General features: G+C 55.9%; 16 protein-coding genes and 4 pseudogenes. 12 read left to right on the top strand and 8 right to left on the bottom strand.

The window, feature by feature from the left end:
* Positions 1 to 414, bottom strand: a pseudogene (locus C472_RS16550) (DDE-type integrase/transposase/recombinase); the annotation flags it as partial.
* 92 nt (positions 415 to 506) lie between these two features.
* Here C472_RS16550 and C472_RS16545 point away from each other — a divergent pair.
* On the top strand, positions 507 to 2,120 hold the full coding sequence (locus C472_RS16545; protein ID WP_082238278.1) for an ABC transporter permease subunit: 1,614 nt from the start codon (positions 507 to 509) through the stop codon (positions 2,118 to 2,120).
* A gap of 5 nt (positions 2,121 to 2,125) precedes the next feature.
* Here the strand turns inward: C472_RS16545 and C472_RS14880 are convergent, their stop codons facing one another.
* Positions 2,126 to 3,028, bottom strand: a complete 903-nt coding sequence (locus C472_RS14880; protein WP_049906755.1) for an ABC transporter ATP-binding protein — start codon at positions 3,026 to 3,028, stop codon at positions 2,126 to 2,128.
* A 249-nt stretch (positions 3,029 to 3,277) separates the two neighbouring features.
* Between C472_RS14880 and C472_RS14875 the strand changes: the two genes are divergently transcribed.
* The 5 genes from C472_RS14875 (at position 3,278) to C472_RS14855 (ending at position 6,276) form a co-directional block, all read left to right on the top strand.
* The gene (locus C472_RS14875; RefSeq protein WP_006630678.1) at positions 3,278 to 3,700 is read left to right on the top strand and encodes a hypothetical protein; all 423 of its coding nucleotides are present in this window, start codon (positions 3,278 to 3,280) and stop codon (positions 3,698 to 3,700) included.
* Positions 3,701 to 3,797: 97 nt separating this feature from the next.
* On the top strand, positions 3,798 to 4,580 hold the full coding sequence (locus C472_RS14870; RefSeq protein ID WP_241432991.1) for an ImmA/IrrE family metallo-endopeptidase: 783 nt from the start codon (positions 3,798 to 3,800) through the stop codon (positions 4,578 to 4,580).
* Positions 4,581 to 4,676: 96 nt separating this feature from the next.
* Entirely contained in the window at positions 4,677 to 5,498 is an 822-nt protein-coding gene (locus tag C472_RS14865) for a hypothetical protein (RefSeq protein WP_006630676.1), read from the top strand.
* 91 nt (positions 5,499 to 5,589) lie between these two features.
* Complete coding sequence (locus C472_RS14860) at positions 5,590 to 5,841, top strand: AbrB/MazE/SpoVT family DNA-binding domain-containing protein (RefSeq protein ID WP_006630675.1); 252 nt, start codon at positions 5,590 to 5,592, stop codon at positions 5,839 to 5,841.
* Positions 5,842 to 6,276 (top strand): PIN domain-containing protein, encoded by a 435-nt coding sequence (locus C472_RS14855; RefSeq protein WP_006630674.1) that lies wholly within the window; start codon positions 5,842 to 5,844, stop codon positions 6,274 to 6,276.
* Between the two features lie 25 nt (positions 6,277 to 6,301).
* On the opposite strand, the gene C472_RS14850 is transcribed toward C472_RS14855, so the two are convergent.
* Positions 6,302 to 6,850, bottom strand: a complete 549-nt coding sequence (locus tag C472_RS14850; protein ID WP_006630673.1) for a hypothetical protein — start codon at positions 6,848 to 6,850, stop codon at positions 6,302 to 6,304.
* A gap of 128 nt (positions 6,851 to 6,978) precedes the next feature.
* On the opposite strand from C472_RS14850, the gene C472_RS14845 reads away from it, so the two are divergent.
* On the top strand, positions 6,979 to 7,392 hold the full coding sequence (locus C472_RS14845; protein WP_006630672.1) for a hypothetical protein: 414 nt from the start codon (positions 6,979 to 6,981) through the stop codon (positions 7,390 to 7,392).
* 76 nt (positions 7,393 to 7,468) lie between these two features.
* Here the strand turns inward: C472_RS14845 and C472_RS17120 are convergent.
* A pseudogene (locus C472_RS17120) lies at positions 7,469 to 7,597 on the bottom strand (transcriptional regulator TrmB); the annotation flags it as partial.
* Positions 7,598 to 7,677: 80 nt separating this feature from the next.
* Here C472_RS17120 and C472_RS14840 point away from each other — a divergent pair.
* Complete coding sequence (locus tag C472_RS14840) at positions 7,678 to 8,001, top strand: hypothetical protein (RefSeq protein ID WP_006630670.1); 324 nt, start codon at positions 7,678 to 7,680, stop codon at positions 7,999 to 8,001.
* Positions 8,002 to 8,507: 506 nt separating this feature from the next.
* Here the strand turns inward: C472_RS14840 and C472_RS14835 are convergent.
* Positions 8,508 to 9,854 carry an orc1/cdc6 family replication initiation protein gene (locus C472_RS14835; protein WP_049906754.1) on the bottom strand — a complete coding sequence of 449 codons (1,347 nt, stop codon included), beginning with the start codon at positions 9,852 to 9,854 and terminating at the stop codon, positions 8,508 to 8,510.
* A gap of 773 nt (positions 9,855 to 10,627) precedes the next feature.
* Positions 10,628 to 11,251 (bottom strand): annotated as a pseudogene (locus C472_RS16540) (DNA polymerase domain-containing protein); the annotation flags it as partial.
* A gap of 812 nt (positions 11,252 to 12,063) precedes the next feature.
* Between C472_RS16540 and C472_RS16535 the strand changes: the two are divergent.
* Together C472_RS16535 and C472_RS16530 are read left to right on the top strand one after the other, a co-directional pair.
* The gene (locus tag C472_RS16535) at positions 12,064 to 12,612 is read left to right on the top strand and encodes a winged helix-turn-helix domain-containing protein (protein WP_082238280.1); all 549 of its coding nucleotides are present in this window, start codon (positions 12,064 to 12,066) and stop codon (positions 12,610 to 12,612) included.
* Positions 12,609 to 13,097 carry a hypothetical protein gene (locus tag C472_RS16530; protein WP_082238277.1) on the top strand — a complete coding sequence of 163 codons (489 nt, stop codon included), beginning with the start codon at positions 12,609 to 12,611 and terminating at the stop codon, positions 13,095 to 13,097. The genes C472_RS16535 and C472_RS16530 overlap by 4 nt, the downstream gene beginning before the upstream one ends.
* Positions 13,098 to 13,105: 8 nt before the next feature.
* Here C472_RS16530 and C472_RS14825 read toward each other — a convergent pair whose 3' ends face one another.
* The gene (locus C472_RS14825; protein WP_006630666.1) at positions 13,106 to 13,393 is read right to left on the bottom strand and encodes a lipoyl domain-containing protein; all 288 of its coding nucleotides are present in this window, start codon (positions 13,391 to 13,393) and stop codon (positions 13,106 to 13,108) included.
* A 197-nt stretch (positions 13,394 to 13,590) separates the two neighbouring features.
* Here C472_RS14825 and C472_RS14820 point away from each other — a divergent pair, with 197 nt between their 5' ends.
* Positions 13,591 to 14,892 (top strand): RNA-guided endonuclease InsQ/TnpB family protein, encoded by a 1,302-nt coding sequence (locus tag C472_RS14820; RefSeq protein ID WP_006630665.1) that lies wholly within the window; start codon positions 13,591 to 13,593, stop codon positions 14,890 to 14,892.
* A 21-nt stretch (positions 14,893 to 14,913) separates the two neighbouring features.
* On the opposite strand, the pseudogene C472_RS16525 reads toward C472_RS14820, so the two are convergent.
* Positions 14,914 to 15,384, bottom strand: a pseudogene (locus C472_RS16525) (thiamine pyrophosphate-dependent enzyme); the annotation flags it as partial.
* 137 nt (positions 15,385 to 15,521) lie between these two features.
* Between C472_RS16525 and tnpA the strand changes: the two are divergent.
* Positions 15,522 to 15,911, top strand: a complete 390-nt coding sequence (tnpA, locus tag C472_RS14810) for an IS200/IS605 family transposase (protein ID WP_006630663.1) — start codon at positions 15,522 to 15,524, stop codon at positions 15,909 to 15,911.
* Positions 15,912 to 15,913 lie beyond the last annotated feature (2 nt).

Raw genomic sequence — 15,913 nt, 5'->3', positions numbered from 1 at the left:
ATCTACGTCGTGTTTTTCGCGGAGTTCCGCGAAAAACCGATCTGCGATCGCGTTATTTCTCGTCGGTTCAAGCCGTGTGTGTAGCAGATCATTTGGTTCGGGATCGACAGCAGCGTACTGCCAATATTGCTCAGTATCGAGTTGAATCACAGTCTCATCAACCGCGACGTGATTCGGGTTCCGATCCGATTCCGGCTGTAGGTCGGCTTTGTGAACCCAGTTATGAACGGTCGATCGAACTCGATCAACACCGAATACCTCAAGAAACGAAACAGTATTCGAAAGCGATAGTCCAGACAAATGGAGCTGAATACTGAGCTTCATCAACAGCTTCGGTGTTGCTTCTCGCTCCACAAACTCTAAGTTGATCTCGTCTAAACAGCCGCTGAGGCGGTCGTTTTNACTGAGCTTCATCAACAGCTTCGGTGTTGCTTCTCGCTCCACAAACTCTAAGTTGATCTCGTCTAAACAGCCGCTGAGGCGGTCGTTTTTTGGCATAGAACGCTTTGAAAACGCACCGCCTCACTTTCAAACCTTATCTGAACACCGTCGGACGCGGAACAGCTCTGCTTGCCCCAGTCGTAGCTGGGACGCTTCTCGTCACCGCCTACGACGTCTTCCAGTACGGCCAATTCTCACCACTGTTGTTCCTCGGCTTCCTCGCCCTCACAACGATCTACGTGTATGTGTGGATGGGGCTCATCGTTGGTCTCTCCGCAGCGAGCTCATCAACGACCCGCGCAGTAATTCTTGGTTCAATCGTGACACTCGCATTGGCATTCTGGAACAATGTGACGCTCGCGGTCCTCTGGCAGCTCATCACAGGCGCAACACCGGGACCGCAGATGAACCATCCAACAGCCTTCCAGATTGCAGGCTGGCTGTCACCCCTCAGTGCGTTTCAAGTCCTCACGAACTGGCTATTTGGGATTCCAGTCGGCCCCGGTAATGCCGTCGCCCAGATCTCTGACGCCCTCACTGAAACAGGCGAACTCGCGACGACGTCGCCACCACTCTCAGCGTGGTGGGGATTCGGCTTCCTGCTCAGCTGGCCGATGCTCTCCCTCCTCGGTGGTATCACAATCTTCCAGCGAAGCGATCTCGCGGCCCGTAACCAACTCAAGATACTTCGAACGCTTCAACGGGTTTCTCCCTCACTTCCTCGAGTCGAGAGTCGACTATTTGCCCGTCTCACCGGGAACGGTGGCCTGATTGATGCGCTCCCCGGGTCGTGGCAACCGCTCGCCCGTCGTGAATTCCAGCGGCTCATTCGTACCCCACTCGTCTGGGGTGTCGGCATGCTCGTGTTCGTCGCTGGTATCCTCAGTCTCTCACCAGCAATGTACGTACAGGACGCACTCGGGTCTCGTATGCCGCTTGCTGCCCTACAACGACCGCTCACGTTCATCGGCGGTATCGGCGTGCTGTTCGGTACGTTCCGTTCGGTAAATCACGAACGTGATACGGGCGCAATTCGGTTCACCGCAGGCACTGCTATCTCACGAATGGGGACGCTCATCGGGTTTACGCTCGGTCGAGCAGGTGCCTTCGCCGTTCCGATCGTCGGTGGGATCGTCCTGACATGCCTGCTAGCAGTACCCCAGCATGGCATTGTTCCGCTTGGTATACTCGCCGGATTTCTGGTGTTCGCAGTCTTCTTTGTGACCGTGATCGCTGGGATGGGCGTCTCGATCTCGACGATTTTCCAAAGCCAAGCCATCGCCGGATTCACGATTCTCGTCTTTGTGGGCGTTCAAATCGCCTGGTTCACAGTTTCAAACACTCTCTATAGCTTAATCACAGGAGTGAGCGCAAATGGACACAATCCGCCGAGTGACCCGCTTTATTTATTTCTCCGATGGATACCTCCGCTACGACTCCCGAACGTTGTGACGAATACAATCATCGGCGTTCCGAACTCCGCAGCGCCGGCCTCGTCTGTGATTCGAGAACTACAACCAAACCAGTTCTCGAATATCGTTGTTGCACGATTAGCCTACGGAACTGACGTTCCAGCTTGGTATCTACATCCGTCAGCCGCACTCGGACAACATCTCCTGTGGCTCATTCTTCCACTAGGAGTTGCACTCTGGGTTTATCGAACGAGAAACATCGATTAGCTGAGTTAACTTTCGGTAGCGAGTTCGACGAAAGCGTCCTCAATTGTGCCGTGCTCGATGTCGAACGACTGGATGTTCACTCCAGCACTATCCAGTGTTTTGAGGACGTTGTAACAGACTGTCCGAGGACACGTCACCACTATCCGGCCAGTCTCAGAGAAAACGTTCTGGACATCGGCGAGCTCACCGATTGCTTGTATCGGTGGGTCATCGCTGTCTGTCTCAATGCTGAGTTGCGTTCGGACGCCAGCCATATCACGGAGTTCTTTCGGCGTTCCTTCAGCAATCAGGTGGCCGTCAGAGAGTAACCCGACGCGATCACAGACTCGTTCGACTTGGTCGAGGACGTGACTCGAGAAGAAGACCGTCGCTCCACGGTCGCGTTCAGTAGCAACAACGTCACGAACCAACCGCACTCCATAGGGATCAAGTCCGGAGAACGGCTCGTCGAGGATGAGTAGTTCCGGTTCGCCGGCGATAGCCATCGCCAGCCCCAGGCGTTGTTGCATTCCTTTCGAGTACCCGCCGGCACGTTGGTCGACGGCGTCAGCGAGACCAACACGCTCGAGAATCTCCTCGGGGTCCCCTGTCGCGTCGTTCGCGTCGAGGATGTAGTGGACGTGTTCACGTCCCGTGAGCGTACTGTAAACGCCGAATTGGTCCGGGAGGATACCAGTTCGAGCGTGAATCTCACTTGCGTTCTGCTGGGCGTCGAGTCCAAGAACGGTGAGTGTTCCTGCTGATGGACGAGTATAGTTCATCAGCATATCGATCGTCGTGGATTTCCCGGCACCGTTCGGTCCGAGGAATCCATACACTTCACCGTCTTCGACTTCGAGGTCAAGGTCTGTAACAGCTGGATCGCCGCTGTACCCCTTGGTGAGTTCGGTTGTCTCAATCACAGCCATCGAGATAGCACCTGGAATTTGAGGTAATCTACTGTTGATTTAGGTACTTGAGCTTGGAGGGTCATATCGGTGGTACGCAAGATTCGTGTAAAAAGGTATTCGCAGCGAGAGAGGGACGGCATCGCGTCGGAGTGTCGAAGAGGGACCAATTACAGGTTTCGATACCGACTCGGACGGTAATCTGCGTCGAAGCCGCTGCTGTTTTTCAGGGGCCGGAATGGGTGATCCCCGCCAAAGGCTCGTGATTCAATGGCCGATGAAACAACTGACAATCCCTTCGACGATTGCGAGTTAGCTCCCGATGCGATCCTCGGGACGCATACCTTCGAAGACGCCCTGTTCACCGACAAGACCGAAACTCCGGTGAACGTGCTCACTGGCGCAACACCTGTACATTCGCAAGCGACTGTCGAGGAGGCCAAAGAGTTCGCGGCGAGCATCGACACTGACACACCACAGATCGCGCTTCCGGCATCGGTTGAGACACAAATAGAGATACTGAGCAAGCCCTACACGGCGGCCGCATTCTTCCACTACAAGGCGACCGGATCCCTCGAGCGTCACCGCGCCTACCACGTCGCCTACGATTCAGATGCGTACGTCGCCGACTTCGAAGCGGACTATGAGTCCGGGGATCTGACCATCACCGTCAAGCGTGCGGCCGACTCCTGAACGCAATCTCCCAAAGCAGGTTTTTCGAGCGCCGGCGATGGGTGCCGGCGCAGTAGGAGCGAGCGAGCAACGACACCGGGTGCGTCGGCGTTTCGACGTGTTCGAGATACATATGGTGATTTCCGCACTGGTAGAGGCATCGACCCATGATGACGCGTTAGCCACCGGAAAGACGGTGTTCGACCGTCTCGTCGGCGCGGACCCGCACGTCCAAGAGGGCGAGTCAGCCATCTGGATCTGGGCACCGATCATCACGAAGCAATGCCCGGAATGCGAGAACTCGCCGAACTACCACGAGGACAGTGACTGTGGGTACGACGAGACGCCACCTGAGGAGTGGTCGGAGGGGCTCGTCGGATTCAAGCCCGCGCCGGTGTTCGACATCTCCCAGACCGAGGGCGAGCCGCTCCCCGATCTGGATACGGAAGCGACCGGCGACGCCGGCGACCTCGTCGAACAGTTGACTGCCGCCGCTGATGACCTCGGCGTGACGGTCCGGATCATTCCAGCCAACGAGTGGACGCACGGCGAGGCGAAAGGAATCTGCGAGCAGCTCAGTCTCATCGACATGCAGCCGCGTGTTGAGGTTCGAGATCGCGAGAACGACGCCGATCTCGCTCGGACACTGGTTCACGAGTACGCGCACGCTCTGCTCCACTTCGACGTCGACGACGATACGGAACGGTCGAAACGCGAAGTCGAGGCCGAAGCCGTCGCATACGTCGTTGGGCGGTACTGCGGCCTCGACACCAGCGGCTCGGCGTTCTACCTCGCAGCCTGGGAGTCGGACGACCCCGAGGTCGTTCGCGAGCGGCTCGGTCGGATCAGTCGGACGGCAGAGGAGCTCATCGACGTGCTCGAAGAGCGGCTTGCTCGCTAAATCAGTTAACCAACAGATGCCGGATTTCTCCTCTTTCGTTGGTTAAGTTTTCTGCGCCCGCAGAGGGGCGGAGGCGAATTCTGACCTCCGTGAATCATGACTGACGACTATCTCACAACGGTCCTCGAGGAAGCCGAGCACGTTGCCGAGCAGCACGACAAGGTGGCCCGAACGACGGACAACCAAACCCACGAGTACCTTCGTTACGCCGTCCTCAGGATACTCGAGGGGCAGGCAGACCACATCCCGACGGGCTGGACGCCGATCGACGGCATCACGGTGGGCTACGGCACCGACGAGGCGATGTTCGACAGTTGGGGCTCCAGCGAAGACTGGTGGGAAACTGTCCCGCCCCAAGAGGCGTGTACGCGTTTCCGGGTGTTCTTCCCGGACGACCACCAGACGGTTCCCCGTATCATCGTCGACGTGATGGCTGCGCTGGGTGCTTGGCGCGTCTGGATAGGGAGCGCAGCCGCGTGCGGCTCCTACGACCATCGTGAGCGCCGTGAGGTACACTACCTGTGGCCAGAAGGGCATCCGGTAGAAGAACTACTTCACGAGCGCCTCAGTGGCCCTGCGGAAGCTGTCGCTCCGGATGGTGGCCGAACGGGCGACGTACGCGATCGGCTGGTCGTCGACGATACCGCACAGTCACAGGACGAACTTGAGCCTCGCACGAAGCGCGCCGTCACCGAATCGATGGACGTCTCGCTCCTCTCCAAAGGTGGTCGCTACGAGGTCCAGTCCGCGTCCGGTAATCGGTACGAAGTCGACGTCGCCGAAGAGGCGTGTACCTGCCCGGACTGGCAGCAGCGTTCACCCGAAGGCGGCTGTAAGCACCTGCGTCACGTCGATCACGAGATCAAACGAGGCCGTGTGCCCCGACCAGACGGTCGCCTCCCAACGGTTTCAAAATGAATCACCGTCCTCTTCATCGGAATCGGTCTTTTGCTACTGTATAGTGTGGCGGCACACTAGCCTTTTCAGGGTTGGTCACTTACCCGGAGATATGAGCAGCGACAGAATCGACGCCGAAAGCAAGGTGTCTGGAAACCAGGCAAACATCCCCGCCCGGATTCGACGGGAACTCGATATTGATGACGGTGATCAGCTTCGCTGGCAGCTGGAAGATGACGGGAGTATCCGGGTCCACGTCATCCAACAGCAGACGGGTACGTTCGCCGATTTCGACGGGTACGCTGGTGAGGAAGACACCGATGTGACCAGCGATCACGATGCGTGGGGCGTCGACATCGAGTAAATGCCTCGCGCACTCATCGATACGTCGGTTCTGTTTGCAGCGGCGTACAAGCAAGATACATCACACGACGCCGCACTCCCGGTGCTCCACGGCATCGATACTGGAACGCTTCCTGAGGGAGTCATCCTCGATTACGTTCTCGCCGAAACGCTAAACGGCCTCACGACCCACGCCGGCCACGACGCAGCGGTCGATCTGCTCGACCGCCTCGAAGAGAACGCTCACTTCCACATCGATTCACTCACCACCACCGCCCTCGCGACGGGAAAGTCGCTCTTTCGCCAACACGAACCGCTCTCGTTCGTCGATGCCTGTATTGTCGCGTATATGCAAACCGAGGGGCTTGGCTACCTGTATGCGTTCGATGACGACTTCGACGCTGTCGAGGACGTCTATCGGCTTGAATCAGCAACGAACCCCTACGATCCGAACTGATACCGGCAGACGTGGTCCACCGCCGTTACGGGAGTTCTTCCGTCACATCAACAAGTTCCTCTTCGGTCTGCCAGCGATACAGCCGTCCCTCCTGGTCGAACAGCTCAAAAACACCGTCCTGCATCCAACCGAAGGGGTGCTCCTCGTCCTCGTACTCCCGTTTGAGGACGTGGCTCTTCGCGAAGAACTCAGTCGTGCCGACGAGCAACCCCTGTTCGACGAGGAAGTCGCTCGGATCCTTCTCGGCGACACCGACGAGGTAGGTCACGAGATCACCGATCAGGCAGAACTTCTGGATGCTATTGTCCCACTCCCCGCGGATGTCGACCATCCGGAAGGCGTAGGCGTCCTGCCGGCGGTTGAGTCGGTCGATCACGAGGTTCAGCCGGCGGATCGGCTCCCGGTCGTAGTTCCCCAGCACGAAGTACGAGCGCTCATTTTCATAGACGGGAGTCAGTTCGCTCAGGGCGTGGAGGATCTCCTCATTGTCGGCCAGCGAGATCTCTTCATCATCGAGTTGGTCCTTCGCACTGGTAAGGACCTCTTCAGGGACAGGCGGCTCCTCGTCGGACATATTCAACACCTCTCAGCGTTGTGCGATATGGTTTATGGAGTAAATCACCCACTTAACCAAGCGTAGTTTACTCCAGAGTGGTTTACCCAAGGGTAAACTACTTGCCGCCAGGCTGTGTATCGTCTCGTATGAGTACTGACCTGGGGACTGCCGACGGGATAGAATCCCGCGAACTCGTCCACTTCGTCACTCAGCAGACGCGGTTCGCGCTGATCAACAACATCCTCCAGCATCCCGAGCAGCTACCCTCGATGTACGAACTCGAAGAGCTCAATCCCAGCGTGAGCGACGCGACTGTCTACAAGCACGTCCAGAAGCTCATCAACGCCGGCATCGTCAAAGAAGTCGCTCTGGAAGGCGATCAGCGCCGGCAGGGCTACCCCTGGAAGTTCTACGGCCTCACGGCGGAGGGGCGGGAATTCCTAGAGGAACACAATCTGCTCGCCGCAGAGGAGACCCTCCAGCAGATCTACGACACCATCTCAGACAAGCCCGAAAAGATGGTCAAGTACGAGAAGGCTCCCCGTCCGGAAGAAGCGTAACTCCCTTAATTCGTTCCAGATTAGCACTCGTTCAGGATTCAATTTCGTAATCAGCCGCAAACTCCTGGAACTCGTTTCACTCCGAGAGCCGGTCATCCCCGACCTCCCCGTGCGTCTCGAGGGACTGGAGTAGCGCGTCGATCACGTCGTCGATCCCGTACTTCGCTGCCTGCGCTCGGAGGTCCTCCTCGTCGATGTCAACGTGGAGGCTCGTTCGCTGTAACACCATCTTAACCAACAAAATTATGGAGTAGCAGACTGTGTTGGTTAATACGAGAACAGCCGATGTCCGACGAACCACCGATCCCACCAGCAACCCTCCCGGCAGAGGTCGTCGACGCCCTCAACGAAGCCACACCAGCGCAGCTTCGGGACGTTGCTCGGTATGGCGAGGCGTTAGCCGAACACAAAGAGCTGGAAGCGGATATCGAAGCGGAGCAGGATGATTCCGACGTCGAGGAACGACCCGATGACCTTCCGGACGATGTCCCAGCGAAGGCGACGATCACGATCAAGGAAATCAACGACAACCGCTACTACTACTGGCAGTGGCGGGAAGGAAACTCAGTGAAGTCCAAGTACAAAGGACCGGTCAACGCGGATGAGTAGGTACTGAGAGTCGGCGTCGATACTAGGGATAACCACCACCTGCTTCTACACTTCGATAGAGGGGTGTGTACAGTGACTGCTACTGTGAACACTTCGATAGAGGGGTGTATTCAAGCGGGCTTTTCAAAACACATCGATAGAGGGGTGTCCCTTCCGGTCAGTTGAACCGTAGATCGAAGCGGAAAATTAAGTCAAGTCCAAATGTTGGTCACCGTCGATACTGGCAGGTAGAACAGGTTTATAGCCGGATATTGATGTCTACACACCCCGTGTGCGAAATGAAATCTGTAATAGTACCCCCCGTGTGCGAGATGATTTTACGCTGATTCAGGACGCACCCCGTATGAGAAATGAATCAGTTGACGAATCAAGCGGAGACACCCCGTGTGCGAAATGAAATCGTGTATACGGTTGTCAGACATATTTACCAATATTAACATATGTTCTAACGACATCACACCCCGTGTGCGAAATGAATCTAGTTATGGAAGCGACAGCACTGAACGCTACTTTCCTTCGAAGAAATCATCTATTTGTGCGTTGACAACAGATTTGATTAGATCGCCTTCATTGTCTGCCTCTTCAATCCGGATGTCAGCTCGAAGAGTTTCAGCAACCACACCCGGATCATCAACAAACGTGTACTCCTTGTGAACACCGCTGCCGTAGCCGCGTCCACGTTTTTCTGATGTGACAAAGTTGTATGTCTCCGCTTCACTCATATACCGGAGGTAGGAGTCGCGCGATTTTGTATCAGCGTCAAGTAAGTCAGTAAGGTACTGATACACACGATATGCAACCGTACTGGGAACAGCGTTCAGATTGCGTTGTGAGTAGACGGGGACAATCGCAGTAGCGTAAAGCGAGAGTTTCTTTTGGGTCGACAACCCTTGCATCTGAGTCAGCGTTCGATCCCGTTCGGCTTCTTTCTGGGCATCACGAACGTGCCCTTCATGAACCATCTCTTCGCCTTCACGGTCTGCAATCTCGCCTGCTTTCCGAAACAGATCGATCGCTTTCCGGGCGTCACCGTGGTCCTGTGCCGCAAATGCGGAGCTAAGTGGAATGATCCCGTCCTCAAGGACACCGTCCCGATATGCGTCACGACGTCGTTTCAGAATAGACTGTAGTTGGTCCGCATCATAGTCTGAAAAGACGACATCCTGCGGATTGAACGAGCTCTCTGCCCGACCGTCGAGGTTCTCCATGAACCGGGGATCGTTTGTGAGCGCTGCAACAGAAACGTGCCCCTCGATCTGGCCGAGCTGTGATGCCCGAGAGAGCTGATAGAGCAACTTGGAGTATGCTGGCTCATCGTTCGGGTCCCGCTGTCGCCCTACCAAGAGGTCAACCTCATCCAGGATGATGATGACCGAGTCGAAGTTGTTGCTCAGGATCTCATAGAACCGGTTGAGTTTCTGGTCTGTCGAGACACCACTCTGTGGAACTCCAACTTCAACGTCTGCTTCAGTTGCGGCGTTTTCCACAAGTCGATAGACGGCCCTATCGTGCGATTTGATTGTCTGACAGTTGATTTTAATAACCCCAAAACGGTCGTCTTGGGCGTTCGCGAGTTCGAGAACCTGCTGACAGACCGCGTTGATAATGAGCGACTTCCCCGTCCCGGATGGGCCGTAGAGAAGCATATTTGGTGGGCGGTTTCCCTGTACTGCCGGTCGTAGGTAGGTGATGATATCGTCAAGCTGGTCATCACGACCGACGATTCGGTCCTCGTCGATGACGGCATCCGGGTCGAGAAGGCCCTTATCTCGGAAAACCGAGTTTTGAACTCCCTCCTGGAGGCGTCCTTTGATAGATTGTGAGAGGGACTGTTGATCGTCACCGTCAACCATATTTCCGCAGTTGGAGCGAAACTATAAATAAATATGGGGACCGTGTGCGAGATTAAATTTGCTAAATTCTCACAGTACAGGCGGTTACTCGAAGGGGAGGCGAAGTAATACTGTAACCGCGGGCGAAATCAATTAGACGTAGTGACCCCCCGTGTGCGATATGAAATATCGATCAGGTCATCGAACACCTGTCGATGTCAAGGCGAGACGGATATGTTCGGCAGAGGTACTCCCCGTGTACAAAATGAATTACTAGACGTATTCTCGACTAGATGTGCCGAGAAGATCTCTTGAATATCTCGAGTGGAGTCTGATCTCGTCGGTGGGTTACCCCCACACCCCGTGTGCGATATGAATTTGGTGATAGGGTAGGTAAGGACGAGTCATCTGAAGAGTTGGAAAATGGCGAGAGAGTCCACGAGAAGGCGTCAAACCAACGGAGGCGTCCATCTCACGAAGGGTCAAAGCTATGGACGAGTCCAATTATATCACGAAACATACTGTTTCGTTTTGACTGACTTGAGCCTTATTGCGGCTATGGTTGACAGAGTGTCTATCTAAAGGTTTCTATGAAATATAGCCTTTCGTGATATTGCCGTCTCTGAGGCTCTACCTCCGTAAAATCATGAATTTCCGGCGGTTCGGGGTCTTTCCCGTTGGCTACCCCCTCCCACCATCTTCCCGATTTCATATCGCACACGGGGTGTGGGGGTTCGATCTCGTGAGGGGCAGTGGTTAACCAACAGAGCCGCTCCTGATGACTCCTTTGTTGGTTAACAATCTTCCGTGTTCGTGTACGCCGTCAACTTTGGGACCCGTGTCTCCGTGAGTTCTCGACGAATCTCCGTTCGATCACAGCCCATCGGCCACAGTACACTCTCGACAGCCCTGATAAGTTGTGTCTCATAGTACGAGGTGCCGTAGGCCTCGATCTCCTCATGAACAAGGGCGACCCGTTCTCGCGAGGTTTTCCCGTCATCGACGACTACGTATTCAATGTCCTGTCCTGGAAGAACAGCGAGGTCCAGATCCCGGGCTCGTTTTATTCCCGCCACGTTCTGGGTGTTCTGCGTATACCCTTCGAGTGGCTTAGAGACACGATTCCGCTCGACAAGTTGTTCAACCGGCACCGTTCCAGCGAAATGGCGCTTGATGGTGTCTTGAAGACAGTCGAGTACGGCGTCCGGCGATCGAGTCGCGTGGAGCCGTTCGAGACACTCCTGCTGGACGTCTTCGATGAACGGCGGGGTTGAGCGCTGCCGGGCTTCGATACCTCTGAGCTTGAACTCGTCGGCATCGGCGACCCTCCCAAAGTACTTCGACAACGCGCCGGAGTCGCTCTCGCGCTGTGGAACGAACGCGACCCAGCCGTAGTAGACTTCGTGTTCGAGTCGAATATTCGACGGCCTTCGTGCGATGTGTAACCACGATGAGGTTGTCGAGACACACCCCTCTATCGATGTGTTCGCGCCAACCGATCTCTGGTGTTTGAAGGACAACGGGAATCTGTGTGGTATTCACATCGAGATATCATGGGTAACAGACGACATACTTCCCGTTTTCTCCATTTCATACCAGACGGCTGCGGCTCGTAACCTGTCTTCGCCAGCCAGCGCATTTGTGGAACACATCGATAGAGGGGTGTGGGTTCGAGGCCACCCGAGCTGGCTTTAACCAACATGCGACATCTATCGACCGTAGTTATTGGTTAATTACTGGGTGAAGACAGGATTGTTGTCAACTCCACCACCCGCGTCCCAACGTGTTCCCGATGGACGTCTGAGCTGTTCCACCCAATCGGTGACAGTATGCTCTTGCCAGTTCGGATGCCCCGTTTTTCAGAGTTCAAGGAGTTTTCTGTCTCTATCTTCTCGCGAGTAACACCCGATGTTGACGACGGGGAGTGATCAGCCCGTTATTGAGATGAGAAGGAACCGAGCGGTGGATAGATCACCCCGGAGTGCCGCTGTAAACGTCTTCTCAAACTAGCATTCTAACTGGCACGATCCTCACCCCACGTTGCCGCTGTAAAGCCCCGGTAAATGGGCTTTAGACCACATCTCTACGAGACCCACACTCGGAAGAATCACAAACCAATATACTGTCCCACAAATTATTATACTTGTCTCACGTTGGTTAGTGTATCATGTCCGAGAAGACGCCCCCACCCAATCAAGTATGTCCTGATGGCGGTGCCGAACAGCGTGATATCAACGACGTTGTCGTTGAGGACTGGATTGAGGAGACAACGCCCTTCGAACGAGTCTACGAAATCCTCCGTAGTACCTACGATCCAACATCTGCTTCACAGATTGCCGACCGTGCTCGTGTCTCGCCTACGACGGCGCGAAAGCACCTGCGATCGCTCGTGGATGCAGGCGAAGTGACGACATCACAGGACGGCCAGACGACGCTGTACCGCCGGTCAGAAACGGGCATTGTCACTGAGCATGCGCAGTCGCTGCTTGCGGAACGTACTCCTGAAGAGATTGCCTCTGGAATCACCGAACTGAAAACACAGATTCAGAACTGGCGTGACGAGTACGGAGTTGATTCGCCCGAGGAACTCGCTCGGGAACTGGATATTGAAGACGCCGACAGCGAGTCTGGGACGTTGCTCAGAGAGTGGCAAACGACTCGCCGCAACCTCGCACTCGCACAAGCGACGCTCGCGATTGCTGAGGCCAGTCGTACTGGTCACCTGACTGGAACCGACACTGACGACGATAGCAACAGCGACACCTCCATTGTCGTATGACCGATGCGGAAGACGAGACATTCTCTGCGGATAGTCAGCCGGGCGAACAGGCCGGGGTGTTCGGCCCGATCGATGCCGGGGCGTTACGCGAGATCCGAGATCTGATTGTCACTCAAGAGCCGTTGGTTGAGACGGCATCACTGGATGATCCGCTGAATCCACAGATACTTTCGATCGAACTGGCTGACGGCGTCGGAGCGGCGTCAACAGCGAGGATTGACATTCGATGGAGTTTGGCCGGGAACTACGCTGCCCACTACACGGACAACCAGGGGCGGAATTTTCGATTCGACTGTCATCCGAAACCCGATGCACCGACACGGCATTTTCATCCTCCACCTGACGCCTCCAGTCGTCCTGTTGAGTTATCCTGTATCACTGTGCGTGAGGCTTCGTTGGTCACACGAGCGATTCTCCAACGGTGGCGATACGCTCACACGAACAGCACATTCGAAGGGATCAACGACGCAGAAAATCCGCCGTAGACCTGGATTTATTCTGATCTGATCCACCCTAGCGTGTCCCCGATCTCAAACTCGTCGTCTTCCGCTACGGTAATCTCCTCAAGTGTTCCCGCGGTGGGTGCCTGTAGGTCGATACTTACCTTCTCAACCTGTATCTCACAGAGTGTGTCCCCGGCTTCTACGGTCCGGCCCTCGCGAACGAACCAGTTTACCATGACACCTTCCGTCTCGTCGACGTCCGACTCCCACTCACCGGTCGCACGAATCCCGACCCGGAGTCCGGAGCCTCCATCTGTAACGAGTTGTCGGTCGCTCATTCTGTCGCCATGACTTCACGGACGCTGTCTTCGATATCGCCGCTGTCGGGAATCACAGAGGCACGAGGCGGAAGCCCACGACTTCAGTTGTGGGAGGAAGCCGACAAAATGCTATACAGTCCGCGAACGATGGCCGCCTGACTCCCCGATCCCAATCCTAAAATATATAAATAGATCTATTGATATGTGAAGTACGGATGGAGGACGCGATTCGCACGGTCAAAGTCAAACTCAACGTTCCCACAGAGCGGTGCGACGACCTCCATCAGACGAAAGACCAGTTCCTCCACTGTGCGAACACCACCTCAGAGTGGGCGTGGAGGCATCCGAACGACTACTGCGTGACCTCGAAACAGAAAGCCGAAAACGCCCTCTACGACCGGCTCCGCGACGAGACGGAGTTGACTGCGAATCTCGTCCAAAAAGGAATTCGACGCGCTATCGAGGCCACAAAAAGCGGTGTTGCCCGCCTCGAAAAGGGCGAGAAGACGAGTCAGCCGCAGTTCGACGCGTGGAGCGTTGTCTATGACAAACGCTCTGCGACGTTCCACCGTGACCACGTGTCGCTGTCGACTGTGAACGGTCGCGTCGAGTGCGATTACGTGCTCCCCGACGATCCCGAAGACACACCGATCGGCGAGTACCTGCTGAACGAGGACTACGAGTTTCGAATGTCCACGTTACAGTACGATCGCAGTACAGCATCGTTTTACCTCCACGCACGGATGCGCCGAACAACGGACAAGCAAGACCAGTTCACGACTACTTCTGACGACGCCAAGCACAGAACAGTCCTTGGGGTCGATTTGAACGTGGACGGGTCGCTCGCAGTGACTTCGACAGGCGCGTTCATCGGGAACGCCGACGAGATGAACCATCGACGCCGGGAGTTCGAGAAGACGCGCGGGTCGATGCAACAGACGAGGACGCGGTCGGCGCATCTGTCGATTCAGTCGATGAACGACCGCGAACACCGCTGGATACAGGACGAACTCCACCGCGCATCGAACCGGATTCTCGACGAAGCCCGCAACCACGGGTGTACGCACATCGCGTTCGAGAACCTGACTGATATTCGCACGCGGATGGGAGGCGGAAAACGATTCCACGCGTGGGCGTTCCGCCGCTTGTTCGAGTACGTCGAGTACAAAGCCGAGATGGACGGTATCGAGGTCGCGCGGGTGAGTCCGGCGTACACGTCCCAGCGGTGTTCGTCGTGCGGGTTTACCCACGAGGGCAATCGGCGGTCGAAACACCAGTTCGTCTGTCAGAAGTGCGAGTACGAACTGAACGCGGACTACAACGCGAGCAAGAATATCGCTCGCAAACTGCTGAAACGTCTCCACTCGGGGCAAACGTCTTCGAGTGGAGGCGCACCCTGTCAGTGTGCGCTCAAGTCAGGGACGCTGAACCTGAACGGCGAGTTCCACGCCTCCGTTGATTCGACGGTAGAGGGGGAGTCCACTGACAAGCCCACGACTTCAGTCGTGGGTCACTGACGGTCGATAACATCGCTATCTTCAGTCATCGTTGTTCACCTCCGCGAGGTTGAACTCCGGCTCCTCTGTTGTCACACCCGACGGTGGATTGACGAAGACGTCGTCGTACGCGTCTTCGGGGTCTGGATGGGGCTGTTCTTTTGCCCACGAGATGGCATCTTCAACGCGCGCTTCGACCTCGTCACGGATCTCGGCGAGTGCTTCGTCGTCGACGCCGTGGTCGTGTAATCTCGATTCGAGGCGATCGATCGAATCCCGCGCGAGTGCCGCCTCCTCGTCCTCATCAGGCCGATACGTCTGTGGATCGCCCATGAAGTGGCCCATCCGTCGGTGGACTTGAACTTCGAGGAGTGTGGGTCCGTTCCTGTCCCGGGCTCTGCCGATTGCGTCAGCGGCAGTTTCGTAGATGGCAACGGCGTCGTCGCGGTCGACGCGAACACCTGGCATATCAAACCCGGCTGCTCTGTCTGACCCGTCTTCTACGTCCGTTACAGCGGTAGCAAGGCGAAAGCCCACCCGTTCACGGGTGGGATGAAGCCGACAACTGGGAATGTATCCACGTTCGTAGCCACGGCTTGGGGTTGATATTTGCGTAACATCTTTCGATGAGTTACTTCTATATACCGACGATGCCTCGCGGGTTCGACCGAGAACGTACCAACATCCACAAACTCCAGTACCACTTCGTCTGGTGTCCGAAGTACCGCAAGTCGGTACTCAAAGGCGAGGTACGCCATCGACTCGAAGAACTCATCGAGGACAAAGCTAACGAACTCGACGTAGAAATTCTGGAGTTAGCGATTCGTCCCGACCACGTTCACTTGTTCATCACGGGCGATCCGACGCTCGCTCCGAACAAAATAATGCAACAGGTCAAGGGCTACTCCTCGCATCACCTCCGTGAGAAGTACGACTTTGGCTTGCCCTCGCTGTGGACGCGCTCGTACTTCGTCTCCAGTGGGGGTGACGTCTCCAGCGAGGTCATCGAGGAGTATATCGACGCACAAGCGGGTGAATAACG

Source organism: Halorubrum tebenquichense DSM 14210 (genome assembly GCF_000337415.1).
Lineage (GTDB): Archaea > Halobacteriota > Halobacteria > Halobacteriales > Haloferacaceae > Halorubrum > Halorubrum tebenquichense.
This window is presented reverse-complemented; position numbering and strand designations above follow the sequence as displayed.